This window comes from Pseudoblastomonas aquimaris, from assembly GCF_035481675.1.
GTDB lineage: Bacteria > Pseudomonadota > Alphaproteobacteria > Sphingomonadales > Sphingomonadaceae > Alteriqipengyuania_B.
On the sequence record NZ_JAYJJW010000001.1, the window covers coordinates 1341320 to 1364741 of the forward strand.

Genomic DNA, 23422 nt, shown 5'->3' on the forward strand with positions numbered 1-23422 from the left:
GCTCGGATTAGGCGGCCTTCCCCGCAGCCATCCGCTCGATCGAAGCCCGCACGGGTCCGGAACGGAAACCCGCCGCCTCGATTGCTGCGCAGACTTCCGACGCGCTGCGGCTCAGCTGCGCCTGCGCAAGTCCCCACAGCAGCGCGCTGCGCGTCCCGGAGCGGCAATAGAGCAATCGCTTGGCGCCGTGCCGCTGGAGGATTCTCGCCAAGGCGGCAATATCGTCTTCGCCGGCCCCGCCCATCGTGATCGGGATTTCGCGATAGGCGATCCGCTCGTCGCGCGCTGCCGCCTCTATTTCCGCGCCATCTGGTTGGTCGCTCGATTCCCGGTCCGGCCGGTTGTTGACGATAAGCGTCACCCCCATGGCCTTGATTTGGGCCATGTCCGCCGGTTCGATCTGCGTGGCGCAGATGGTTTCGGCATCGAGGGTGAAAAACTGGGCGATGGTATCGGGTCCTTGGTAAAATGCCCGTTAGCCCTAGCGATGAACCAATGACCACGCGGTGTTCCGTGATAGTGGACAGCGCCTTGACCCGAATGGTTGCGATTGTCTTGCGTATGGCGCGGACCGCGCTTCCGAACGAAAAAGGGCCCCGCCGTAGCGGAGCCCTTTCGTTATTCGGCAGTAGCGCTTCAGCCTACCACTTGTAGCGCAGGGCCACGCCGTAGGTGCGCGGCGGGCTGGTGTAGCCGGAGATCGAGCCCGACTGGGCGACCGAGTCGAAGATCGTCGAGATGTAGCGATCGTCGAGGAGGTTGCGGCCCCACACCTGCAGCGAAATGCCGTTTTCCATCGCCCAGGTGATCGACGCGTCGAGCTGGTTCACTTCGCGGGTGAACGGCGCGGCGGCATCGAACGCCGTCTGGTAGTTCGGCGAGCCATCGGGGTTGGTGGTGATGAAGCCCGGCAGGCCGTCCGCGATCTGCGTTTCGCTGGCGTAGTAGTAGCCGACGTTGAAGATCAGGTCGTCCGCGCCGAGTTCGGCGATGTAGTTGGCACCTGCCTGCAGCACCCATTCCGGGATACCGGCCGGGGCACGGCCCGAAGCGTCGCCGAACGCGGAGTTCGGGAAGCTGTCGTAGATGGGATCGAGATAAGTTGCCGCAAAGGTCAGCGACAATGCATCGATCGGGTTGAAACTGGTTTCCAGCTCGACACCGAAGGTCGACTGCTCACCGGCGTTGGCCAGCGCGAAGCCGGTGCCGGTGAAGATGTTGGACTGGAAGCCTTCGATCGTCTGGTCGAACACGGCCAGGTTTGCGCTGAAGCGGTCCAGGTTCAGCTTGGCGCCGAATTCCATCACCTTGGCTTCTTCCGGCCCTGCAAAGCGGCTGCCGTAGCTCTGGTTGACGCGGTCGATGCCGGCCGCTTCGATGGCGGCACGATCGCTCAGCAGCGGACGGCTGTCACGCGACAGGTTGATCGAGCTCGCCTTGAAGCCGGTGGCATAGCTTGCGTAGATGTTGAGGTCCGGCGACACGTCGTAGGCGAGGCGGATGGTGTAGGAGAAGTTGTCGTCCTCCGTCTTGCCATCCTCGACCGCGTTGGGGACGTTGAGGAACGGCGGCGAGAACTGCAGCGCCCGCAGGCCGCCCAGCGGATTGGCGGCCGGATTGTTGGCATTGGCCTGCGCAAACAGCAGGAACTGCTGGTAGATCGGCGCCGTCGTCGGGCTGGTCGCGAAAGCGAACACCCCCGCCGGATCGTTCACGTTGACGCCCGCCTGGGCCAGCGCACCGCCAAGCAGCAGCTGCTGGCGGAATGGGGCGTAAGCCGGGTTGTCGAGGTCGAGGCCTGCAAACACGTCAGTCGAAACCACGTCGGTGGTGAAGGTCTTCTCGTCGGTGGTCCAGTTGCCGCCCAGCGTCAGCGTCAGACCATCGATCAGCTCGTAATCGAACTGACCGAAGATCGAGAACGCCTGGTTGTCGAGCGTGTAAGTCTCGTCCAGCCCGGTACCGCTGCGGAAGAACTGGCCGATATAGCGGCCGGGCGCGCCCTCAAGCGCACCGAAAGTGCCTTCCAGTGCCGGTACATTCAGCGCGCCGCCGGTAGCACCCTGAACCAGCAGGTTGGCATAGGGACGGAAATCGTCGCCGTAGGACAGCACGTTGTCCTGATCGATGCTCTCGTCGAAATAGTACGCCCCTATCAGCAGGCTGCCGCGATCGCCGATCAACGCGTTGGCGCGCACTTCCTGGGTGAAAGTGTCGATGTTCAGGTCCTGGCTCAGCTCGCCGATCAGGTCGGCACTGGTGAAGTCCGCATCCTGGTTCGTTACCGCATCGGAATTGCGGTAGGCGGTGATCGAGGTCAGCGTGACCGGGCCGAGATCGTAGTCGATCTGGCCGGAGAAGCCGTAATTCTTGATCAGGTTGGTCGAAGGGAAGTTCGTGTAGATCTGGTCGGCGAACGGGTCTGCCGGATCGTTCACGTTACCGCCCACGGCGCGGACGGCCTGGGTGGCGGCGGACTGCTGCAGGTTCACGACGCCGCAGCACACTTCGTCGATCACGTCGTAATCGGCGATCAGGCGGAAGGTAAGGTCGGCGGTCGGCTCCCACAGGGCCTGACCGCGAACGAAGGCGCGCATGCGCTCGTTCGATTCGACGCCCGTGTTCAGGTCTTCGAGATAGCCGTCGCGGCGGTTGACGCCGGCAGCCAGGCTCAGCGCCGCGGTGTCACTGATGCCGCTGGTGGCATAGCCCTTCACGACCAGCGCGTTGTAGTTGCCGTAGCTGACTTCCAGCGTACCTTCGGGCAGGAACTGCGGCTCGCGCGTGACGATGGAGATCACGCCGGCGGAAGCGTTCTTGCCGAACAGAGTCGACTGCGGGCCGCGCAGGACCTCGACACGCTGCACGTCGGGCAGGTCGTTGATCTGGCTGGCGGTGCGGCTGCGATAGACGCCGTCCACGAACACGCCGACCGACGGCTCGATGCCGGCGTTGTTGGCGCCGTTGCCGAAGCCGCGGATGATGAAGTTGGTGTTGGCCGAGCTCTGCAGCTGGTTGACGCGCAGCGACGGCACCACGGTCTGCAGGTCGTTGAGGTCGCGGATGGCTGCACGCTCGAGCGTTTCGGCACCGGTCACGGACACGGCGACCGGGATTTCCTGCAGCGTCTGTTCGCGCTTGGTCGCGGTAACGACGATCTCGTTGCCGACGGCGAATTCCTCTTCGGCCGGGAATTCGTCACCGTCCTGGTTGACGGGGTTGGCCGCGGCCTGCGCATGGGCGGCGGCGGGAAGGATCAGGCCCAGCCCGGCGACACCGGCGAGCATGGCGGCACGGCGGCCGATATAAGAAACTTTCAATGGAAACTCCTCTCACTCCAACGGCGGTTTTTCGTTGTCCTGGGGAGAAACACCGCCGCTCTGGTCGCGCGGATACGCGTTCGACCTGAATCCCTCAAGCGGATTAAGTCCTTAGCGTTCCGCCTTGCGCACTAAATTGCCCAGCATGTGTCCACGGCGACACACGGCTTGCTGCAATGCGGCATATCGTCTAGGGGCGCTGCGACCGGGCCGGGCGCGCCAAGCGCCGCGGCCTTTTCCTTTACTATCGGACCAATCGCATGACCGCCCCCCGGCCCCTTCGCAATATCGCCATCATCGCCCACGTCGACCACGGTAAGACCACGCTGGTCGACCAGCTGTTCCGCCAGTCCGGCACCTTCCGCGAGAACCAGCGGGTGGACGAACGGGCGATGGATTCCGGCGATCTCGAAAAAGAACGCGGCATCACCATCCTGGCGAAATGCACCAGCGTGGAATGGGAAGGTGCCGACGGCAACACCACCCGCATCAACATCGTCGACACGCCGGGCCACGCCGACTTCGGCGCCGAGGTGGAGCGGATCCTGAGCATGGTCGACGGCGTCATCCTGCTGGTCGACAGCGCGGAAGGCGCGATGCCGCAGACCAAGTTCGTCACCGGCAAGGCGCTGGCGCTGGGCCTGAAGCCCATCGTGGTCGTCAACAAGATCGACCGCCCAGACGGCCGGCCGCAGGAAGTGCTCGACGAAGTGTTCGACCTCTTCGCCAGCCTCGACGCCAACGACGAGCAGCTCGACTTCCCCAGCCTCTTCGCCAGCGGGCGCGACGGCTATGCCAGCGACGACGAGAATGCACGCGACGGTACGCTCGCCCCGCTGTTCGAGCTGATCACCAGCCACGTGCCCGCCCCCGGCCTCGACGTCGACGGCAAGTTCAGCTTCCTTGCCACCCTGCTCGACCGCGACAATTTCATGGGCCGCGTGCTGACCGGCCGCGTCCAGTCCGGCAGGATCAACATCAACGACCCGATCCACGCGATCGACATGGACGGCAACGTCGTGGAAGTGGGCCGCGCGACCAAGCTGATGAGCTTCGACGGGCTGGAGCGCGTGCCGGTGGAAAGCGCGCAGGCCGGCGACATCATCGCGATGGCCGGGCTGGAAAAGGCCACCGTCGCGAACACCATCGCCGATCCTTCGGTGAAGGAACCGATCGCCGCGCAGCCGATCGACCCGCCGACGCTGGCGATGCGCTTTTCGGTCAACGACAGCCCTTATGCCGGGCGCGAGGGGACCAAGGTTACCAGCCGCATGATCCGCGACCGCCTCTTGCGCGAAGCGGAAATTAACGTCGCCATCCGCGTGACCGAAAGTGCGGACAAGGACAGCTTCGAAGTCGCCGGTCGCGGCGAACTGCAGCTGGGCGTGCTGATCGAAACGATGCGCCGCGAGGGCTTCGAACTCGGCATTTCACGCCCGCGCGTGCTGTTCCGCGAAGAGAACGGCCAGCGGCTCGAGCCGTACGAAACCGTCGTCATCGACGTGGATGACGAACATTCTGGCACGGTCGTGGAGAAGATGCAGCGCCGCAAGGCGGAGCTCACCGAAATGCGCCCGTCGGGACAGGGCAAGACCCGCATCACCTTTTCCGCCCCGTCGCGCGGCCTCATCGGCTACCACGGCGAATTCCTGTCGGATACGCGCGGCACGGGCATCATGAACCGCCTGTTCGAGAAGTACGATGCCCACAAGGGCCCGATCGAAGGCCGCCAGAACGGCGTGCTGCTGTCGAACGCCACGGGCGAGGCGACGTCCTATGCCCTGTTCGCCCTGGAAGACCGCGGCGAGATGTTCATCGGCGGCGGCGCCAAGATCTACGAAGGCATGATCATCGGCGAAAACGCCAAGCCGCAGGATCTCGAAGTCAATCCGCTGAAATCGAAGCAGCTGACCAACTTCCGCTCCACCGGCAAGGATGACGCGATCAAGCTGACCCCGCCCCGGCTTATGACGCTGGAGCAGGCCATCGCCTATATCGACGACGACGAGATGGTCGAAGTCACGCCGACCACGATCCGCCTGCGCAAGGCGATCCTGGACCCGCATGAGCGCAAGAAAGCGAAGCGCAAGGACGAGGCCTGATCGCGGCGCAGCCTGACTTTCGCGCGGCGCGGAAGTTCGGCTGGCCGTTGGATGCGCTGACGCCGCACTCCCCCGCGTCAGGCTTCAGGCTTATTGCGTCGAAACTATGCCGGCTTTCGCTCAGGCGGCTAGGGTGAGCTCTGCCAGCACGAGGGCCGCGTAGATCGCCGCACCGCCCAGGAACGGCAGGAAATAGCTCTCGCGCTCCTGAGGCAACTCTTCCTTCAGAACCACCAGCACGATGGCTCCGCCGACGAACGCGAACAGGCCGCCGATGGCGATGTCGGGCAATTCCACCACCAGCCCCAGCGCCCAGCCGCCCAGTGTTGCAGCCGCCAAGACCCATCGACCGCGCACGTCGTAAAGCTCGGGATGATCGGAGCGCGCGCCGTAATCTGCGGTGAGCAGGTGCAGGATCATCGCCGCAAAGAACAGGGCGAGGCCGATCGCACTGCCGTCCTCGCGGTGGTTGAGCAAGTAGGCGATGATGGCGATGAGGGTGGAAGATGCCGCGATGTGCAGCCAGAAAATCCCGTGCGCGGGCCGGTCGCGCCCTTCTTCCGCCCGGCGGTCTCCACGCGACACGCTGAGCGCGCGCTCCAGCCCGTAGAACAGCACCAGCCCGCCCAGTGCCAGCGTGTAGACCCAGCCTTCCGCGACTGCAGTGCGCCAGCCGATGGCCCTTTCGAATGTCACGGCATGGGCGGCGAGTTCGGGTAGGATGTGGAGGAAGACATACGCCACCGCCACTCCGCCCGCGAAACTGAGCCAGCGGCTGCGCGGCGTACGATGAAGCTGGCGCAGCCGCCCGATGAACACGTGCACGGCGCAAAAGGCGAGCGCCATGAGGCCGGTGACGAAGGGCGCGGTCATGACCGCGCCCTAGACCCTGGCCCGATATGCGGCAACCGGGGCGCTCAGTTGCCCGCGTGCAGCCTCACGAAGCTGGCCATCGCCTCGGCAACGCCCGTCGTCAGAGGCAAATCCGGATCGGTATAGGTCGCAGCCGCGGCGGCAGGATCGTTGCCCGCCGCATCCTTCAAAGCGTGGGTAGCAAAGGGCAGGATCAGGCTGTGCGCGTCGGGCCGCGCGGTGCGCAGGGCGTGCCAGTCTTCCAGCGTGATCTGGCTGTCCTTCTCGCCATAGACGAGCAGCATCGGCGTGCCCGGAATGGCGGCCGCGGCTTCTGCCGGATCGGTCCGGAACAGGTTGCCGAGGAAGGGGTGGACTGGCGGCGGCAGGACGCCGCGGACCGCAGCGGGCATTTCGGCCAGCGGCACCGTCTCGCCCGCCTCGATCCGGTCGAACATCGCGCGGATCTGGTCCATCGATCCGGCGAACACGGGGCTTGCGCCCAATTGCGCCTCCAGCGTCGTGCGCAGCGGGCGGCCCGGCGCGGCGAGGAGCACCAGGCCGCACACATCGGCGCCCCCGGCCCTCGCCGCAAGCAGCGCGACCAGCCCGCCTTCGCTATGGCCCGCGATGGTGACGCAAGACACGCCGGTTTCCGCCTTGATCACCGAAACCCAGCTCAGCACGTCGCCGGCATAGTCCGCCAATGTCACTGCATTGGGATCGGCGGTGGCAGAGGCGCTGGAGAACATGCCGCGCTTATCGATCCGCACGCTGGCGATGCCTTGCTGCTCCAGCCCCTCGGCGAGCAGGCTCAGCGTGGCGGCGCGCACGCCCATCGGGTTATTGCCGTCGCGGTCGGTCGGGCCGCTGCCGGGGATGATCAGCACCACCGGCTGCGATCCGTCGCGCGCGCCGGTGAACATGCCGCCGAGCATCCCCTCCCCGGCCGGGGCGGAAATTTCCGTTCCAATTTCCTGGGCGAAAGCGGGCGCGGCTATGGCTAGGAGAGCCGCGGCGGCGGTGGAGGCGAGGATGCGCATAGGATCAGTCCTTCCTGTCGCCGGTGTTGGAGTGGGCGCGCTTCGCCTGCTCCCAGAGCCACCAGCTGTAGAGATACGGTATGAATGCCGCCGCCAGCACGGTCCCCAGCACGACCCAGGTCGTGAGTTCCGGGGACACCGGCAGCAGCGCCACGATGCAGATCGCGATGCCGGCCAGCAGCATCAGCTTGCCGCCGAGCCGGTGCGTCGCGATCCAGTTGTCGGTGTCGAGAATGGCCCACGGCGTACGGATTCCGACGAAGAAGCCGGGCCGGCTCTTGGGCAAGGCATTGCCGAGCACCACCAGCAGCAGCCCCACCCCCAGCATGACGATGTTGACCGGCAGCTCCACGCCCCAGGCAGGCAGGCCTACGGCGGCGGAGATGATCGTAAAAAGCCCCATCATGCCGATCCAGCTGGCGCGCAGCACCGGGGCGGAACCTTCCAACCGGTCCTGCAAGGGCTCGATGCGCGGGATGAGGAGGAACAGCAGGGACACGCCGACCAGCAGCATCGGCGGAAACAGCAGCGCTTCGAGCGCGGGGCTGAAGCTGTCCGGCTCCCCCGCCGCGTTCCAGTGCGTCGGCAGCATGGCATCGGCAGGCAGGCGCTCGGCTGTCAGGACGGCGAAGCCTGTCAGGGCCGCAGCCAGCACCAGTGCTGCAATAAATAGGCGTTTCGTGTTCACGACTGTTTCCCCTCCGGATCGGTGTCCCGCGTGGCCCCGTCCATGCCCATGCGGCCCATGAAGCCCATCAACGCCTCTTCCAGCGTGGACATGTTGAGCGTGTATATGATCGACCCGCCCTGCTGCTCGCCGCGGATCAGCCCGGCCTCTCGCAGTTTGGCGAAATGGCCGGACATGGTCGGCTTCGACACGTCGAAATGATCCGCCAAATCGCCCGCCGAACGGCCGCCGCCCTTCAGCAACTCGAGCACTTCGCGACGGATCGGGTGCGACAAGGCGTCGAAAACAGAGGCCATTAGCTATTTAGGCAATAGGCTAAATGGCTTCGTAGGTCAACCTTGGCTGTGCTTCGTCGCGTGCCGCCCTCCGCTGGACCCGTCGTTCAGCGCGGGGCAAGGCGCACGCGCCATGAGCAGCGCCCGCTCATCAGCACACATGCAAAAGGATCGTATCATGAGGAATCTTCTCGCCACCGTCGCCATCGCTGCGGCCTTCACCGCAGCTCCTGCCATGGCGCAGGAAGGCGGCCTCTATGTCGGCGTGCTCGCCGGTTACGAAGGGATCGACGTCGATTCCGCCGACGGCGCCGTCTCCGCCGATGCGGATTCCAGCGTCTACGGCGCGACGATCGGTTACGACCTCTCGCTCGGCAACGCCTTCGTCGGGGTCGAGGGCGAGATCGCCAAGAGCGACAGTACCGCCACCTTCCCGGACAGCTTCGGCGCCGCGCGCGAGAGCCTGTCGAGCGATGCGCAGTATTACGTCGGCGCCCGTGTCGGCGTGGCCCTGACGCCCGGCATCGCGGCCTATGGCAAGATCGGCTACACCTCGATCGACGTAAACGCCTTCACCGAATCCGGCTCGCTGGCAGAGCTCGAAGAGAACGCCAGCGGCCTGCGCTACGGCGCGGGCGTGCAGGTTGCCCTGCCCGGCCCGCTCGAAGCGCGCGTCGAGTATCGCCGCAGCGAATACGACGCGGTCGACGGCACCGATTTCGGCGATGCCGCCAGCGACCAGCTCGTCGCCGGGATTGGCCTGCGCTTCTGAACTGAAACGGCAGCACCGGCCAGCGGTTCATTCCCGCGCAAGCCCGGTGCTGCCACGCCTCTCATCGCCGCCCGCGTGGCGGCGATGAGGGAGCATTTTGCATGAAGTACCGCTATTTCGCAGCCGCCGCCGTGGCCGCTGCTTTCGCCAGCCCCGCTGCCGCGCAGGTCGTCCCCAGCGGCGGCCCCTACATCGGCGTGATCGCCGGGGTGGACGAGGTCACCGTCGACGATGGCTTTACCGAGGATGACGCCAGCGACATCGTTTACGGCGCGGTGGTCGGCTACGATGTCGCCTTCGCGTCCGCCTTCGTGGGCATCGAGGGCGAAATCGCCCAGTCCGAAGCCGGCGCCCAGATCCTCGACTTCGCCGAAGACGGTGACAGCCTCGCAGTGAAATCCAACGTCGATTACTACGTCGGCGCCCGGGCCGGTTTCTCGGTTCTCCCGCGCGTTCGCGCCTACGGCAAGCTCGGCTACAGCTGGACGGGTTTCGAAGCGACCTATGACGATGGCGACGTGGTCATCATCGACGACCGCCAGGTCGAAGGCCTGCGTTACGGCGCGGGCGTGGAAGTCGACCTGCCGTTCGACGTGGCGCTGCGCGGCGAATACCGCCGGACCGACTATGGCGACCTCGAAGTGTTCGGCGCGGAAACAGGGGCGGAGGCCGACCGCGGCCAGTTCGTCGTCGGTGCCTTGCTGAAATTCTAGTCCACTCGGAGGCCCGGCAGCGCACCGACCGTGCGCCGCCGGGCCTTTGCCTCGCGCGATTGCGGCGCTAGAGGCGCAGCGATGGATATTTCCGACCTTCGCATTGCGCTGTTCAACGGCAACTACAACATCACGGTCGACGGCGCGAACAAGGCGCTGAACCGGCTGGTCGAATATCTCCAGCGGCAGGGCGCGAAGGTCCACGTCTATTCCGCCACTGTCGACAAGCCCGCTTTTGAGCCGCAGGGAACGCTGGTCGGCGTGCCCGCAATCCCGATCCCGGGCCGCGACGAATACCGCGTGCCGATGTATTTGAGCGCGGCGGTGAAGGCCGACCTTGAGGCGTTCGACCCGCATATCGTGCACGTTTCATCCCCCGATCCCAGCGCCCACCGCGCGGTCACCTGGGCGCGGGCGCGCGGCCTCCCCATCCTCGCCAGCGTCCACACGCGTTTCGAAACATACCCGCGATATTACAACGCGACGTGGCTGGAACCGCTTTTCATCAAGGGTTTGCGCCGCTTCTACCGCCGCACCGACGCGCTTGTCGCGCCGAGCGATTCCATGATCGAGGAACTCCGCAAGGAAGAGATGCATCACGACATCGGCCTGTGGACGCGCGGGGTGGACCGTACGATCTTCTCCACGGACAAGCGCGACCGTGCCTGGCGGCGCAGCCACGACATCGCGGACGACGACATGGCGATCGGCTTCCTCGGCCGGCTGGTGCTGGAAAAGGGGCTGGACGTCTTTGCCGAGGCGATGGTCGAGCTGAAGAAGCGCGGCGTCGCCTTCAAGGTGCTGGTCATCGGCGAAGGCCCGGCGCACGATTTCTTCAAGTCCAAGGTGCCCGACGCGATCTTTGTCGGCTTCCAGAACGGGCCGGACCTCGGCCGCGCGGTCGCCAGCATGGACGTGCTGCTCAACCCCTCCGTCACGGAGACGTTCGGCAACGTCACGCTGGAGGCGATGGCCTGCGGCGTGCCCGTGGTCGCGGCCGACGCGACGGGAGCCAGCAGCCTCGTGACCGATGGGGAAACCGGCTACCTCGTCCCGCCGCGCGACATTGCCGCCTATGCCGACAAGCTACAGGTCTACGCGGAAGACCCGGCGCTGCGCCGCGCCCATGGAGAAGCCGGCGCGCGCAAAGCCGACGGCTACGAGTGGGATGCAATCAACCAGGTGGTGGCGGACACGTATCTGCGACTGATTGCAGCGAAGCAGTAGGGCTAAATTACTGAGCTTCAAGCGCGGCGACGCCGTCGATCAGTTGCCAACCCAAACCGCTGATGGCCAAAGTCGTCTCATATCTGCGAGTTTCGTCCGGGCTGCCAGCCGTCCAGGAGCACGAAAACTCGGTCGGTTCATCATCGCCGAAGCCATGGCATTCGAGTGCTGTCAGATTTCGCGCTTCCAGATTGTAGCCCCTATCCTGCAACACCTGCTGCAATTCGGCGCGACTTGGACCTACTGCCTGAGCGCTTGGCAGCACCGCGAGAGTCAATGCCAGACCAATCACCGCAGCAAACCCCGCGCCGTCATCCGGCGGCTGTAGACCGCTAGCAAAACCACGCTGACCACGATGGCGATGGTGAAGGCCCACATGCCTGCCGTGTCGAGGCTTTCGGGCATCGCGTTGGTCGCAGTCCAGAATGTCGTTCCCGCGATCCCGACCAGCGAGGCGACGAACGCGTGGTAGGCGAAGCGGCTGCGCGCCAGGATGAGGATGGACCCGAGCAGTGCGCCCCAGACGCCGATGGCCCAGAAGGCGTCGAACCAAGCGGGGAAGCTCATGAAATACTCCAGCTGCTCCGCTGTGAACTGGCCCAGATAGGCCTCGTTGCGCGTCTGCGTCATCGTATAGTCGACCGCGCCGCCGAGGTTCCACAGCGTGGCGAGCACGCCCACCACCCACACGTGCCACGGCGTCTTCGCGCCCGTTCCGGCTATCGTCTCGTTCATCGTTTCCACTCCCCCAAGCGGCCCTTGGCGTGGCGATAGCAAAATCGGGCGCGCCTGCCTACATGGGGGCCATGGCCGACCTTTTCGCCGACGATCCCCCGCCCTCCCGAACTGCCGAGCCGATCCGCGAGGATGCGCCGCTGGCCGACCGGCTGCGCCCGCGCGACCTTTCGCAGGTCATCGGGCAGGAGCACCTGACCGGTCCGGAAGGCGCGATCGGCCGGATGGTCGCGGCGGGCAAACTTTCCAGCATGATCCTGTGGGGCCCGCCCGGCACCGGCAAGACCAGCATCGCCCGCCTGCTCGCGGACAGCGTGGGCATGCGGTACGAGGCGGTCAGCGCGGTCTTCACCGGAGTAGCCGACCTCAAGAAAGCCTTCGCCGCCGCCGACAAGGCAGCCGAAGCGGGACAACGCACGCTGCTGTTCGTGGACGAAATCCACCGCTTCAACCGTGCGCAGCAGGACGGCTTCCTCCCCTTCGTGGAGCGCGGCACCGTGACGCTAGTCGGAGCGACTACGGAGAACCCCAGCTTCGCGCTGAACGCCGCGCTGCTCAGCCGGGCTCAGGTGCTTATCCTGGAGCGGCTGGGGCACGAAGCGCTGGGCAATTTGCTGGACCGGGCAGAGGCGCTGGAAGGCCCCCTGCCCCTCACCCCCGAAGCGCGCGATGCGCTGGTGGCGAGCGCCGATGGCGACGGGCGCTTCCTGCTCAACCAGGCGGAAACGCTTTACGCAGCGAACATTCCCGAACCGCTCGATCCGGCCGGTCTCGGCAAGTTCCTGCAGCGCCGCGTCGCCGTGTACGACAAGGACCGCGACGGGCATTACAACCTGATTTCCGCGCTGCACAAGGCGGTGCGCGGATCGGACCCGCAAGCGGCGCTCTATTACCTCGCGCGGATGCTGACGGCGGGGGAGGAACCGCGCTACCTCGCCCGGCGGCTGGTGCGCATGGCGGTGGAGGACATCGGCCTCGCGGACCCGAACGCGCTGGTCCAGTGCATGGCGGCCAAGGACACGTACGAATTCCTCGGCAGCCCGGAAGGCGAGCTCGCCCTGGCGCAGGCGTGCCTCTACCTTGCCACCGCGCCCAAATCGAACGCGGTCTACAAGGCGCAGAAGGCAGCGTGGCGCAGCGCCAAGGAAACCGGCAGCCTGATGCCTCCCGCCAACATCCTCAACGCGCCGACCAAGCTGATGAAGGACATCGGCTACGGCAGCGGCTACACCTACGACCATGATGCGGACGAGGGCTTCTCGGGCGACAATTACTGGCCGGAAGAGATGGAGCCGCAGACCTATTACGAACCGGTCGAGCGCGGGTTCGAACGCAAGGTGCGCGAACGGATCGCCTATTGGGACAACCTTAAACAGGGCAAGTCATGAGAGAATTTGACAACTTCGTGGCGATTGATTGGTCAGGAGCCAAGGGCCCAACTCAATCAGGTATCGCAATCGCCGTCTGTTCTGCCGACGGTGGGCAACCGGTATTGGTTGAAAGAGGGCAGCGATGGTCACGGGACGAGGTGCTGACGGTTCTCCGCGACGATCTCCCTGAAAATTCTCTTGTGGGACTGGATCTTGGAATAGGATTGCCTTTTGCAGACTGCGGCGCCTTTTTTCCGGCCTGGGACGGAAGTCCAGAAAATGCGGTTGAGCTATGGGAATTGGTTGATCAACAATCGAGCGATGATCCAAATTTGGCTGCAAACGGTTTTCTAACGCACCCCGATGTTCAAAAATACTATCACGACGGTCGGGCACCGGGCGAAGAATACCATTGCGACGGAGCGAAGCACAGTGGCGGCCGGTTACGCGTTACGGAGACAGCGCAAGCCAGAATGGGCTGCAAACCATACTCCAATTTTCGGTTGGTAGGCGCGGCGCAGGTTGGCAAGTCGAGCCTCACGGGCATGCGGATGCTGCATCGCTTGCGCGGCCACCTGCCCGTGTGGCCAATCGATCCGCTGCCGGATACCGGATCGGTCATCGTGGAGATCTACACCGCCCTTGCCGCGTTGGAGGCAGGGCGCAGCGCGGGGAGGACCAAGCTGCGCACCTATGCGGAGCTGAACGATGCGCTGGCCGTGCTCGGATCGCCACCGGTCTCGGGCGACGGGGCGATCGACGATCATTCCTCCGACGCGCTCCTCACTGCCGCATGGCTGCGCGCGGTCGCGCATGAAGAAGCCCGCTGGAATCCGCCCGCCCTGACGCCGCAGATCGCGCAGACCGAAGGCTGGACATTCGGAGCCATTTGAAGCAAGCGCCCTCGCGCCCTCAAACAGCGAAGCGGTAGGGCAAAAAAGAGTGCCGGCTTAGCTCAGTTGGTAGAGCACCTGATTTGTAATCAGGGGGTCGCGGGTTCGATTCCTGCAGCCGGCACCATCTCCCGATAGGCTACTCAGCAGCCACCGCCTCCTCGCGGCGGGTCGCGGCGCTGACCAGCCGGATCGCGAGCCATGCCAGCGCAAATCCGGGGATGATCTCGTACACGCCGGGGCCGCCCATGAATTCCCGGTTCCAGCCGAGCGCAATCCACGCGATGACGACGCCCGCCCCGGTCACGAGGCCGGCAACCGCGCCCGCGCCCGTCATGCCGCGCCACGTCAGCGCCAGGATGATGAGCGGCCCGAACGCCGCGCCGAAACCGGCCCATGCGTTGGAGACGAGGCCCAGCACCTCGCTGTCCGGATCGGACGCGATGACAATCGCCGCCAGCGCGACCAGCAGCACGCTGATCCGCCCGACATTTACCGCCTCCCGCTCGCTCGCATTGCGGCGCAGGAACAGCCGGTAGAAGTCTTCCGTCAGCGAGCTGGAGCTGACCAGCAGCTGCGAGGAAATCGTGCTCATCACCGCGGCCAGCAAGGCGGCCAGCAGGAAGCCGGTGATCAGCGGATGGAACAGGAGGTCGGCCAGCACGATGAAGATCGTCTCGGGATCGTCGATGACGAGGCCGTTGCGCTCCATGTAGGCGCGCCCGGCGATGCCGATGCCGATGGAGCCGAGCAGCGCCACGCCCATCCAGGTCATGCCGATATTGCGCGCCTTAGGCACATCGGCGACGCTGCGGATGGCCATGAAGCGCACGATGATGTGCGGCTGGCCGAAATAGCCGAGGCCCCAGGTCACCGCCGACAGGAAGCCGATCGCGGTCAATCCTTCGGTCAGGCTGAGGAAGCCGGGCTGGATGCCCGTCAGGCTCTCGCCCGCACTGCCGCCGGGGCCGAACATCACCACCAGCGGCATCAGCACCAGCGCCACCACCATGATGCAGCCCTGCACGAAATCGGTCAGGCTGACGGCGAGGAAGCCGCCGACCATCGTATAGGCAAGGACCACGCCGGCGGTGATCCAGATGCCCGCCCAATATGGCTCCATGCCGGGGATCAGGGCGGGAAAGGCGCTGTCGAACAGCTTGCCGCCTGCGACCAGCCCGCTCGCCGTGTAGACGGTGAAGAAGGTCACGATGATGATCGCGCTCACCACGCGCAGCAGCACGGCCTTGTCGGGGAAGCGGTTGGCGAGGAATTCGGGAATGGTCAGCGCATTGCCCAGCTTCTCCGTCTGTTCGCGCAGGCGCGGGGCGACGATGAACCAGTTGGCAAGCGCGCCCAGGAACAGCCCGATCCCGATCCACGCCTCCACCAGTCCGGTCACGTAGAGCGCACCCGGCAGGCCCAGCAGCAGCCAGCCAGACATGTCCGATGCTCCGGCAGACAGCGCCGCGACGGCGGGCGAAAGTTGCCGCCCGCCGAGGAGGTAGCCTTCGCTATCCTCGGTCGACTTGCGCCACGCGTAGAGCCCGATGGCGAGCATCAGGACGAAATAGAGGGCGAGCGAGATGATCGTTCCGGTAGCCATGGGCCGCACTGCATAAGGATTTGGCGGCCGGAGTCACCAGCCGCGTGGCAATTCGCAAGCCTCGGACCCAAGCGCGGCTCCGATTGTTATTTCCTCACAACAGGGGATGCCGAAATGAAAGAACCGCACAGCGTCAAGGACATCCTCGACGACCTTGACGAACTGGCGGAGGACAAGGACGAGGTCTGCATCGCCGACGTGGTCGAAGCTTTCGGCGACCGGTCCTACGGCCCCTTCCTTCTGGTTCCCGCGCTGGTCGAATTGACCCCCATCGGCGCCATCCCCGGCGTACCGACGTTCCTCGCGCTGATCATCGCTGTCGTCGCCGTCCAGATGCTGGTCGGGGAATCCCATCTGTGGCTGCCCGGCTTCATCGAGAACCGCTCGGTCAAGGGAGAGAAGCTGGCCAAGGCGTCGAAGAAGCTGCGCGGCGTCGGCAAATTCATGGACAAATGGTTCCATGGCCGGATGAAGCATTTCACCAGCCGCTGGTACCGCCGGCTGGCTGCGCTCATCATCCTGTTCCTGTGCGCCAGCATCCCGCCGCTGGAGGTGCTGCCTTTCGCCAGTTCCGGGCCGATGCTGGCAATCGCCTGCTTCGGCGTCGCTATCATGGTGCGCGACGGGCTGCTGATGATCGTTGCCACCGCGCTCGGCATCGGCGCCATCGGCCTCGGCTATTCGCTGTGGAGCGGCGGCGAAGGCGGCAATTAGGGCAGTTCGGGCGGCTAACCCCTAGTTCGCGCCCATGATCGGCGGGGCGCTTTCGCCCGTGCCGGAGAACAGGCGATATCCGTGCGCCGGTATCGTCACCGCCTCGCCGCGTTTCAGCGTGATGCGGTTGCCTCGGAATTCGGAATAGAAGCCGAGCGGCAGGCCGTCCTTGAATTCGGCGGTCACCGGCGCGTCCGAGAAATTGAACAGGCCGAGCACCTTGTTGCCTTCCTCCTGCCGGACGAATGCGAACAGGCGGTCGTCGCTGTCGGTATCGACCTTGGTCATCCGCGCGCCCCACTTGCCGTTTTCCAGCGCCGGGTTGGCCTTGCGGAAATCGATCAGGTCCGCGATCAGCGCGCCCAGCGTGCAATCCTCGCCCTGGCTCCAGTCGATCGGGTCGCGCTCGAAGAACTCCAGCCGCTTGGCGTTACAGGCTTCCATGCCGTTGTGGACCAGCGGGATCCCCTCGGTCACGAAGCTCAGGGCGATGGCTGCTTCCAGCCCTTCGCCGTAATTCTCGTACAGCGTGCCTTCCCAGGCATTGCTGTCGTGGTTTTCGATATAGGTCATACGCATCGCCTCGCGCGGCCACAGGCTCTCGTTCTCGGCGTAATAGCCGTAGAGCGCCGAAGGCCCCGCCTTGCCGCGGGCGATATCCTTGATCGTGTGGTGCCAGTCCCATGCATAAGTCGCGTCGAAGGCGGCGCGGTGATAGGCGGTTTCCTGCACTTCGCCGAGCATGAAGACGGGGCGGTAGGCGTTCAGACGCTGGCGCATCGTCTCCCAGAAATCGACCGGGACATAACCCGCCACATCGGCGCGGAACCCGTCGACGCCGTAATCGCGCACCCATTGTTCCATCGCCCCGCCGACATGCGCGCGCACGCCCGGCTGCGACCAGTCGAGGTCGATGATGTCGGACCAGTCCCACCACGGCGTCGGCCGGAAATCGCCGTCCCAGGTCTTCTCATACCAGTCCGGATGCTCGCTCCGCAGCGGATTGTCCCACGCCGTGTGGTTGGCCACGAGGTCGAGGATGACCTTGAAGCCCTGCGCGTGCGCAGCATCGACGAAGGCCTTGAACTCCTCCGCCGTGCCGAATTCGGGGTTCACGCCGTAATAATCTTTCACCGAATAGGGGCTGCCCAGCGTGCCCTTGCGGTTCTCCTCCCCGATGGGATGGATCGGCATCAGCCAAAGGATATCGACGCCGAGCGCCTTCAGCCGCGGCAATTCCCGCTGCGCCGCGACGAAGGTGCCTTCGGGCGTGAAGTGCCGCGTGTTGATCTGGTAGAGCACGGCATCGCGGCTCCACTCCGGATTTTCCAGCTGGACATACTGCCTGGGCGTCCACGGGTCGGCATCCTGCGCGGCGACGGGCGCAGCGAGCAGCGCGGCGGCGATGGCGGTCAGGGGGGCGAAGGCTAGCTTAGGCACGGGCGGTCTCCTGCGGCAGGGCGGCTTGCACCCGGAACATGGCGGCGGCGGCGATCAGCCACGCGGCGGCGGCAAACAGCATCGTCCAGATCGGCTCGCCCGGGAACAGCGCCTTCATGATCGATCCCATCACCGTGGCGACCAGCAGCTGGGGCACCACGATGAAGATGTTGAACAGCCCCATGTAGATGCCGAGCTTGCCCTGCGGCAGGTTGGAGGCGAGGATCGCATAAGGCATCGCAAGGATGCTGGCCCACGCGATACCGATGCCGATCTCGGCCAGCAACAGCGCATTCGCATCCCGCACGAAGAAGAACATCAGGAAGCCGAGCGCGCCCAGCGTCAGGCAGATCGCATGGGTCTTCACCTGCCCGAAATTGCGGCTGAGCCACGGCAGCATCGCCAGCGCGGCGATGGCGGCAACGCCGTTGTAGACGGTAAAGAGCACGTTCACCCAGCTCGCCCCGTCGTTGTAGGCGACGCTGGCCGTGTCGGTGCTGCCGAAGACATACTGGGTCACGACCGGGGTGGTGTTGATCCACATGATGAACAGCGCCGACCAGCTGAAGAACTGCACCAGCGCAAGGCGCTTCATCACCTCGGGCATGCCGGAGAAATCGCCGACGATGCTGGACAGCATGTTGGCCGATTTGCCGCCCTTGGCCATCGAGATCGCGATGATGGAAAGCAGGCCGTATACGGCGAGGAGAGCGCCGAGCAGCAGCACTTCCTTCTCCAGCCCCAGCGCATCGACCAGCAGCACCACGACCAGCCCGGCGGCGATCCATACCCCGCCGGAAAGATAGGACTTGGCGGCCAGTGCGCGCAGCGGCTGCGCATCGTCCGGCACGGCGGCGTCCGATCCTTCGAACGCGGCCATTTCCTCCGGCGAGTATTCCTTCGTGGTCATCACCGTCCACAGCACGGCCAAGAACAGCGCGATCGCGCCGCCCCAGAAGCTCCACGTCACCGTGTCTGGTATCTCGCCCGCAGGCGCGACGTTGCTGACGCCGACCTGCTCCAGGAAATACGGGAAGATCGACCCGACCACCGCGCCCGCGCCGATGAAGGCGGTCTGTACCGCGTATCCGGCGCTGTGCTGGTCTGTACCCAGCATGTCGCCCACGAAGGCGCGGAAGGGCTCCATCGAGATGTTGAGGCTGGCATCGAGGATCCAGAGCAGCGCGGCGGCGAAGAGCAGCGGCGCGCCGAAGCCGGGGGCCAGCGGCATCAGGAACAGCGCAATCGCCGCCATGATCGCGCCGGTCAGGAAATAGGGCCGGCGCCGGCCGAGGCGGTTCCAGGTCCTGTCCGACAGGTGGCCGATGATCGGCTGCACGATCAGGCCGGTCAGCGGGGCCGCGACCCACAGGGCGGGCAGATCGTCCATCGCCGCGCCCACGGTCTGGAAGATGCGGCTCATGTTCGCGTTTTGCAGCGCGAAGCCAATCTGGATGCCGAAGAAGCCGAAGCTGATGTTCCACAGGCCCCAGAAGCCCATGCGCGGTTTCTGCGTATGCGCGAGGGCGTCGCCCGTCGGTGCGGCGGTTGCCATAAAGCTGTCTCTCCCGGCGTGCGCTTTGGCGGCACGTCTCATGGATAAAGGCTGGCACGGCAGGGGCCTAGCGGCAATCCCGCATACGAATGTGATGGATCAGGAAACGGTCTGCGACGACCCGCGTACAACCAGCCGCGCAGGCAGCGCCTCGCCTTCCACCGGCTCGCCTTCGATCTGGCGGACCAGGGCATCGACCAGCTTTTCGCCGGCGCCCTGCAGGTCCTGCACCAGCGTGGTGAGCGGCGGGCTGGAAAGGCTGGCGGCGGGAATGTTGTCGAAGCCGACCACCGCGATATGGCCCGGCACGTCGAGCCCGCTTTCGGCAAAGGCGCGCATCGCGCCGATCGCGATCAGATCGCTGGCGGCGAAGACGGCGTCGAAATCCTTGCCGGTTTCCATCAGCGCATTGGCCGCCTTGAACCCGTCTTCCTCGCTGTTGAGCGCATCGGCCTGCAAGGCGACGTCGATCCCGCTGCCCGCCGCTTCCAGCGCATCGGCGAGCCCGGCACAGCGGTCCGCGAATTCGGGATAATGTTCGTCGTTGTTGCCGATGAAGGCGATGCGCTTGCGGCCCTGCTGCAGCAGGTGCTCGCCTGCCAGCCGCCCCGCCCCGCGGTTGTCGGACCCGATGGTGAGGCCGATATTGTGTTCCCCCACGCTGCCCCAGCGCACGAACTGCGTGCCCTGCGCCCGCAGCTGTTCCAGCCGCGCGATGTAGAGCGTGTAGTCGCCGTAGCCGAGCAGGATCAGGCCGTCGGCGCGGTGGCTGTCCTGGTACTGGACGTGCCAGTCGTCCTCCATGCTCTGGAAACTGATCAGGAGGTCGATGCCACGGTCGGCGCAGGCACGGGTGATGGCGCCGAGCATCGACAGGAAGAACGGGTTGATGTTCGACTGGTCGGGCGTCGGATCCTCGAAGAACAAGAGGGCGATGGTGTTCGACCGCTGGCTGCGCAGCGAGCTCGCATTCTTGTCGACCGTGTAGTTTAGCTCGCGCGCGATCCGCTCGATCTTCTCGCGGGTCGCCTGGCTAACGGACTTGCTGCCGCGCAGCGCACGGCTGACCGTGGGCTGCGACACCCCCGCCATGTAGGCGATATCGAAACTGGTCGGCCGTCCGGACGGCTTGCGACCCAAGGCTGCTCTCCCCTTCAGCCGGCGATTGCTGCGCCGGCACGGCTGGTGCGAAAAGGCCACACCGCGGCGTGCTGCGCTGCACAAACATACGTATGCCGAGTTTCGCGACCGTTGCCGCCACGTCAATAGGAGTGTGACAGTTTCGCGAAAAACCTTTGCGCAACGTGGCATTTCTATCGCGCCCGAACGGGGGAAGCCGGGGCGCAACAACGGGAGAGAATCGTGGCCTGGAACAAGACCCTTTCGCTGGGAATCAGCAGCGGCGCGATGGCGCTGGCACTGCTGGCTCCGTCGACCGCTTTCGCACAGGATACGGGTGCCAGCACCCAGCCGCCGACCGCCGCCGGGACCGAAGAAGGCGATCCGGTCGATGACGAAGCGGAAGGCGACGTCATCATCGTGGAAGGTTTCCGCGCCGCGCTGGAAAGCGCCACGGCGGAAAAGCGCTTCTCCGACCAGATCGTTGAATCGGTGACCGCGGAAGACATCGGCAAGCTGCCCGACAGCTCGATCGGCGAATCGATTGCCCGCCTGCCCGGCATCACCTCGCAGCGCCTCAACGGCCGCGCCAACGTGATCGCCATCCGCGGCTTCGGCCCCGACTTCTCCACCACGCTGCTCAACGGCCGCGAACAGACCAACACCAGCGACAACCGCGCGGTCGAATTCGACCAGTACCCGTCGGAAGTCGTCAACCAGGTCGTCATCTACAAGACGCCGACCGCCGCGCTGGTCGGTCAGGGCCTCGTCGGCACGGTCGACATCCGCACCATCCGCCCGCTCGACTACGGCCAGAGCGTGCTCGCCATTGGCGCCCGCGGTTCCTACGCCGATCTCGGCGCGCTGAACGCCGGCTCCAACGAATTCGGCTACCGCGTCAACGGCACCTTCGTGGACCAGTTCGCCGACGACACGATCGGCGTCAGCCTGGCGGCATCCTATGTCGATGAGCCGTACCAGCTGCAGGAATTCAACGCCTGGGGCTACAACAACGTCAACGGCAACGCGCTGATCGGCGGCTCGAAGAGCTTCGTGACCTCCACCCAGCTCAAGCGCCTGGGCGTGATGGGCACGGTGCAGGTCGAGGCATCCGATGCGCTGATGCTGACCTTCGACGGCTTCTATTCCAACTTCGACGACGACCAGTCGAAGCGCGGCATCGAACTGCCGCTGGGCTTCTTCGCCTTCGGCACGGGCTTCGACCCCGCCACGGCGACGGCATCGAACGGCCAGTATGTCGACGGCACCTTCACCAACGTGCGCGGCGTGATCCGCAACGACGTTTTCCAGCGCGAAGCCGACCAGTATTCGGCCGGCTTCAACGCGCGGTGGGACAGCGGCGATGCCCTCACCGGCTTCATCGACGTCGGCTATTCCAAGACCGACCGCAACGAACTGAGCATCGAAAGCTATTCGGGCACCGGCTACAACAGCTCCGGCCCGTCGGTGGACATCGGCTTCCGCTCGACCGAAACCGGCACCATCTTCAGCCCGAACTTCGATTATTCCGACCCGTCGCAGATCGTCCTCACCGACCCGCTGGGCTGGGGCGGCAGCCGCGTTCAGGCCGGTTACTGGAACAACCGCATCATCGAAGACGAGCTGATCCAGGCCCGCGCCGAGCTCGGCTACGAATTCTCCGACAGCTTCTTCAGCGGTGCGCGCATCGGCGCCAGCTACACGACCCGCGAGAAGGGCCTGACGCCGGACGAATTCTTCGTGTCCATCGCCAGCGGTGCGAACGAGGCGACCATCCCGCAGGACGCGATCCTGGGCTCGACCGACCTCACATATCTCGGCCTGGGTCCGATCCTGAGCTACGACCCGCGCACCCTGCTCGCCAACGGCACCTACGACCTCGACCCGAACGACGTCACCGACGTGTTCGCGAAGGGTTACACGGTCAACGAAGACCTGCTGACCATGTATGCGCAGCTCGACATCGACCAGGTGTACGACAACGCGGTGCTGACCGGTAACGTCGGCCTGCAGGTGGTGAACACCGACCAGTCCTCGACCGGCTTCATCTTCACGCCGAACGGCCCGCAGGCCATCGAACTGGGCGATACCTACTGGGACTTCTTGCCCAGCTTCAACCTGTCGGCCCGCTTCAACAGCGACTTCGTCGTCCGCATGTCGGCGTCGCGCCAGATCATGCGCCCGCGCCTCGACGACATGAAGGTGTCGATCGGCTACGGCGTCGATACCAGCGTGCCTGGCGGCATCATCCGCGGCGGCGGCGGCAACCCGACGCTGCAGCCCTACCGCGCCAGCGCGATCGACATGACGTTCGAGAAGTACTTCGGCGGCAGCCAGGGCGTCGTTGCCCTCCAGCTGTTCTACAAGAACTTCGAGGACTACATCGACCGCGGCCGGATCGACTTCGACTTCGCCAACTTCCCGCTCGCCCCCGGGGTGACGGTCCCGACCACCATCGGTACGCTGGATGCCCCAACGAGCAATGCCGATGGCCTGCTGTACGGTGCGGAACTGGCGCTGACGCTGCCGTTCAACATCCTGACCCCGGCGCTCGAAGGCTTCGGCTTCACCGGCGGCGCGTCGATCACGGAAACCGATCTCAAGAACGAGGCGGGCAACGAGATCGTCATTCCGGGCTATTCGAAGTGGGTCGTGAACGGCACGCTGTTCTACGAACAGGGCGGCTTTAACGCCCGTGCCAGCGCACGTTACCGTTCGACCTTCCTGGGCGACTTCACGGGCTTCGGCGGCACGCCGACGCGCCGGACCGCGCTGGAAGAAACGATCATCGATGCGCAGATCGGCTACGACTTCCAGGACAACAGCGCGCTCGATGGCCTGTCGCTCTACTTCCAGGGCCAGAACCTGACGGACGAGCGTTTCGCCTCGGTCGTGAACGAGGACACCCCGCTGCAGGTCATCGACTACCAGATCTACGGTCGTCGTTTCCTCGCCGGCTTCACCTACAAGTTCCAGTAAGGCATGATCCGGTGCCGGC

General features: G+C 65.2%; 20 protein-coding genes and 1 tRNA gene. 9 read left to right on the forward strand and 12 right to left on the reverse strand.

What is annotated here, in order from left to right:
- Positions 1-7: 7 nt before the first annotated feature.
- Both VCJ71_RS06675 and VCJ71_RS06680 read right to left on the reverse strand, forming a co-directional pair.
- Complete coding sequence (locus VCJ71_RS06675) at positions 8-448, reverse strand: protein tyrosine phosphatase family protein (protein WP_324640893.1); 441 nt, start codon at positions 446-448, stop codon at positions 8-10.
- 193 nt (positions 449-641) lie between these two features.
- Positions 642-3320 carry a TonB-dependent receptor gene (locus tag VCJ71_RS06680; protein ID WP_324639908.1) on the reverse strand — a complete coding sequence of 893 codons (2679 nt, stop codon included), beginning with the start codon at positions 3318-3320 and terminating at the stop codon, positions 642-644.
- A 260-nt stretch (positions 3321-3580) separates the two neighbouring features.
- Here VCJ71_RS06680 and typA point away from each other — a divergent pair, with 260 nt between their 5' ends.
- Positions 3581-5422, forward strand: a complete 1842-nt coding sequence (gene typA / locus VCJ71_RS06685; protein WP_324639909.1) for a translational GTPase TypA — start codon at positions 3581-3583, stop codon at positions 5420-5422.
- A gap of 120 nt (positions 5423-5542) precedes the next feature.
- Here the strand turns inward: typA and VCJ71_RS06690 are convergent, their stop codons facing one another.
- Genes VCJ71_RS06690 through VCJ71_RS06705 form a run of 4 tightly spaced genes read right to left on the reverse strand, consistent with a single transcriptional unit; the run spans position 5543 to position 8301 of the window.
- Positions 5543-6295, reverse strand: coding sequence for a hypothetical protein (locus VCJ71_RS06690; RefSeq protein ID WP_324639911.1), 753 nt, complete (start codon positions 6293-6295; stop codon positions 5543-5545).
- A 44-nt stretch (positions 6296-6339) separates the two neighbouring features.
- Positions 6340-7317, reverse strand: coding sequence for an alpha/beta hydrolase (locus VCJ71_RS06695; protein ID WP_324639913.1), 978 nt, complete (start codon positions 7315-7317; stop codon positions 6340-6342).
- A 4-nt stretch (positions 7318-7321) separates the two neighbouring features.
- Positions 7322-8005, reverse strand: coding sequence for an SdpI family protein (locus tag VCJ71_RS06700; protein ID WP_324639915.1), 684 nt, complete (start codon positions 8003-8005; stop codon positions 7322-7324).
- Positions 8002-8301: a metalloregulator ArsR/SmtB family transcription factor gene (locus tag VCJ71_RS06705; RefSeq protein ID WP_324639916.1), complete on the reverse strand. Its 300-nt coding sequence runs from the start codon at positions 8299-8301 to the stop codon at positions 8002-8004. The genes VCJ71_RS06700 and VCJ71_RS06705 overlap by 4 nt, the downstream gene beginning before the upstream one ends.
- Positions 8302-8458: 157 nt before the next feature.
- On the opposite strand from VCJ71_RS06705, the gene VCJ71_RS06710 reads away from it, so the two are divergent.
- The 3 genes from VCJ71_RS06710 (at position 8459) to VCJ71_RS06720 (ending at position 10992) form a co-directional block, all read left to right on the forward strand.
- Positions 8459-9052: an outer membrane protein gene (locus VCJ71_RS06710; protein ID WP_324639918.1), complete on the forward strand. Its 594-nt coding sequence runs from the start codon at positions 8459-8461 to the stop codon at positions 9050-9052.
- A 101-nt stretch (positions 9053-9153) separates the two neighbouring features.
- A complete protein-coding gene (locus VCJ71_RS06715) occupies positions 9154-9765 on the forward strand; it encodes an outer membrane protein (RefSeq protein WP_324639920.1) in 612 nt (203 codons plus the stop codon).
- Positions 9766-9846: 81 nt separating this feature from the next.
- The gene (locus tag VCJ71_RS06720) at positions 9847-10992 is read left to right on the forward strand and encodes a glycosyltransferase family 4 protein (protein WP_324639921.1); all 1146 of its coding nucleotides are present in this window, start codon (positions 9847-9849) and stop codon (positions 10990-10992) included.
- Positions 10993-10999: 7 nt separating this feature from the next.
- On the opposite strand, the gene VCJ71_RS06725 is transcribed toward VCJ71_RS06720, so the two are convergent.
- Together VCJ71_RS06725 and VCJ71_RS06730 are read right to left on the reverse strand one after the other, a co-directional pair.
- Positions 11000-11284, reverse strand: coding sequence for a hypothetical protein (locus VCJ71_RS06725; protein ID WP_324639922.1), 285 nt, complete (start codon positions 11282-11284; stop codon positions 11000-11002).
- Positions 11281-11727, reverse strand: coding sequence for a hypothetical protein (locus VCJ71_RS06730; RefSeq protein WP_324640894.1), 447 nt, complete (start codon positions 11725-11727; stop codon positions 11281-11283). The genes VCJ71_RS06725 and VCJ71_RS06730 overlap by 4 nt, the downstream gene beginning before the upstream one ends.
- Positions 11728-11798: 71 nt before the next feature.
- On the opposite strand from VCJ71_RS06730, the gene VCJ71_RS06735 reads away from it, so the two are divergent.
- From VCJ71_RS06735 to VCJ71_RS06745, 3 genes are all read left to right on the forward strand, one after another.
- Entirely contained in the window at positions 11799-13115 is a 1317-nt protein-coding gene (locus VCJ71_RS06735) for a replication-associated recombination protein A (RefSeq protein ID WP_324639924.1), read from the forward strand.
- Entirely contained in the window at positions 13112-13990 is an 879-nt protein-coding gene (locus VCJ71_RS06740; protein WP_324639925.1) for a hypothetical protein, read from the forward strand. Before VCJ71_RS06735 ends, VCJ71_RS06740 begins: the two co-directional genes overlap by 4 nt.
- Before the next feature lie 51 nt (positions 13991-14041).
- A tRNA-Thr gene (locus tag VCJ71_RS06745) sits at positions 14042-14117 on the forward strand.
- Positions 14118-14129: 12 nt separating this feature from the next.
- Here the strand turns inward: VCJ71_RS06745 and putP are convergent.
- Complete coding sequence (putP, locus tag VCJ71_RS06750; protein WP_324639927.1) at positions 14130-15596, reverse strand: sodium/proline symporter PutP; 1467 nt, start codon at positions 15594-15596, stop codon at positions 14130-14132.
- 114 nt (positions 15597-15710) lie between these two features.
- Here putP and VCJ71_RS06755 point away from each other — a divergent pair, with 114 nt between their 5' ends.
- The gene (locus VCJ71_RS06755) at positions 15711-16310 is read left to right on the forward strand and encodes an exopolysaccharide biosynthesis protein (RefSeq protein WP_324639928.1); all 600 of its coding nucleotides are present in this window, start codon (positions 15711-15713) and stop codon (positions 16308-16310) included.
- 21 nt (positions 16311-16331) lie between these two features.
- Here VCJ71_RS06755 and VCJ71_RS06760 read toward each other — a convergent pair whose 3' ends face one another.
- From VCJ71_RS06760 to VCJ71_RS06770, 3 genes are all read right to left on the reverse strand, one after another.
- The gene (locus tag VCJ71_RS06760) at positions 16332-17750 is read right to left on the reverse strand and encodes an alpha-amylase family glycosyl hydrolase (RefSeq protein ID WP_324639929.1); all 1419 of its coding nucleotides are present in this window, start codon (positions 17748-17750) and stop codon (positions 16332-16334) included.
- A complete protein-coding gene (locus VCJ71_RS06765; protein WP_324639931.1) occupies positions 17743-19305 on the reverse strand; it encodes an MFS transporter in 1563 nt (520 codons plus the stop codon). Before VCJ71_RS06765 ends, VCJ71_RS06760 begins: the two co-directional genes overlap by 8 nt.
- A gap of 99 nt (positions 19306-19404) precedes the next feature.
- A complete protein-coding gene (locus tag VCJ71_RS06770; RefSeq protein WP_324639933.1) occupies positions 19405-20445 on the reverse strand; it encodes a LacI family DNA-binding transcriptional regulator in 1041 nt (346 codons plus the stop codon).
- A 222-nt stretch (positions 20446-20667) separates the two neighbouring features.
- On the opposite strand from VCJ71_RS06770, the gene VCJ71_RS06775 reads away from it, so the two are divergent.
- Positions 20668-23403 carry a TonB-dependent receptor gene (locus VCJ71_RS06775; protein ID WP_324639935.1) on the forward strand — a complete coding sequence of 912 codons (2736 nt, stop codon included), beginning with the start codon at positions 20668-20670 and terminating at the stop codon, positions 23401-23403.
- The last annotated feature ends 19 nt before the right edge of the window (positions 23404-23422 follow it).

Excerpts from the sequence above, each read along its gene's own strand:
- VCJ71_RS06735 (WP_324639924.1), top strand. The coding sequence starts at position 11,799 with ATGGCCGACCTTTTCGCCGACGATCCCCCGCCCTCCCGAACTGCCGAG.
- VCJ71_RS06695 (WP_324639913.1), bottom strand. The coding sequence starts at position 7,317 with ATGCGCATCCTCGCCTCCACCGCCGCCGCGGCTCTCCTAGCCATAGCC.
- VCJ71_RS06740 (WP_324639925.1), top strand. The coding sequence starts at position 13,112 with ATGAGAGAATTTGACAACTTCGTGGCGATTGATTGGTCAGGAGCCAAG.
- VCJ71_RS06715 (WP_324639920.1), top strand. The coding sequence starts at position 9,154 with ATGAAGTACCGCTATTTCGCAGCCGCCGCCGTGGCCGCTGCTTTCGCC.
- VCJ71_RS06705 (WP_324639916.1), bottom strand. The coding sequence starts at position 8,301 with ATGGCCTCTGTTTTCGACGCCTTGTCGCACCCGATCCGTCGCGAAGTG.
- VCJ71_RS06755 (WP_324639928.1), top strand. The coding sequence starts at position 15,711 with ATGAAAGAACCGCACAGCGTCAAGGACATCCTCGACGACCTTGACGAA.
- VCJ71_RS06765 (WP_324639931.1), bottom strand. The coding sequence starts at position 19,305 with ATGGCAACCGCCGCACCGACGGGCGACGCCCTCGCGCATACGCAGAAA.
- typA (WP_324639909.1), top strand. The coding sequence starts at position 3,581 with ATGACCGCCCCCCGGCCCCTTCGCAATATCGCCATCATCGCCCACGTC.
- VCJ71_RS06710 (WP_324639918.1), top strand. The coding sequence starts at position 8,459 with ATGAGGAATCTTCTCGCCACCGTCGCCATCGCTGCGGCCTTCACCGCA.
- VCJ71_RS06720 (WP_324639921.1), top strand. The coding sequence starts at position 9,847 with ATGGATATTTCCGACCTTCGCATTGCGCTGTTCAACGGCAACTACAAC.
- VCJ71_RS06730 (WP_324640894.1), bottom strand. The coding sequence starts at position 11,727 with ATGAACGAGACGATAGCCGGAACGGGCGCGAAGACGCCGTGGCACGTG.
- VCJ71_RS06690 (WP_324639911.1), bottom strand. The coding sequence starts at position 6,295 with ATGACCGCGCCCTTCGTCACCGGCCTCATGGCGCTCGCCTTTTGCGCC.
- putP (WP_324639927.1), bottom strand. The coding sequence starts at position 15,596 with ATGGCTACCGGAACGATCATCTCGCTCGCCCTCTATTTCGTCCTGATG.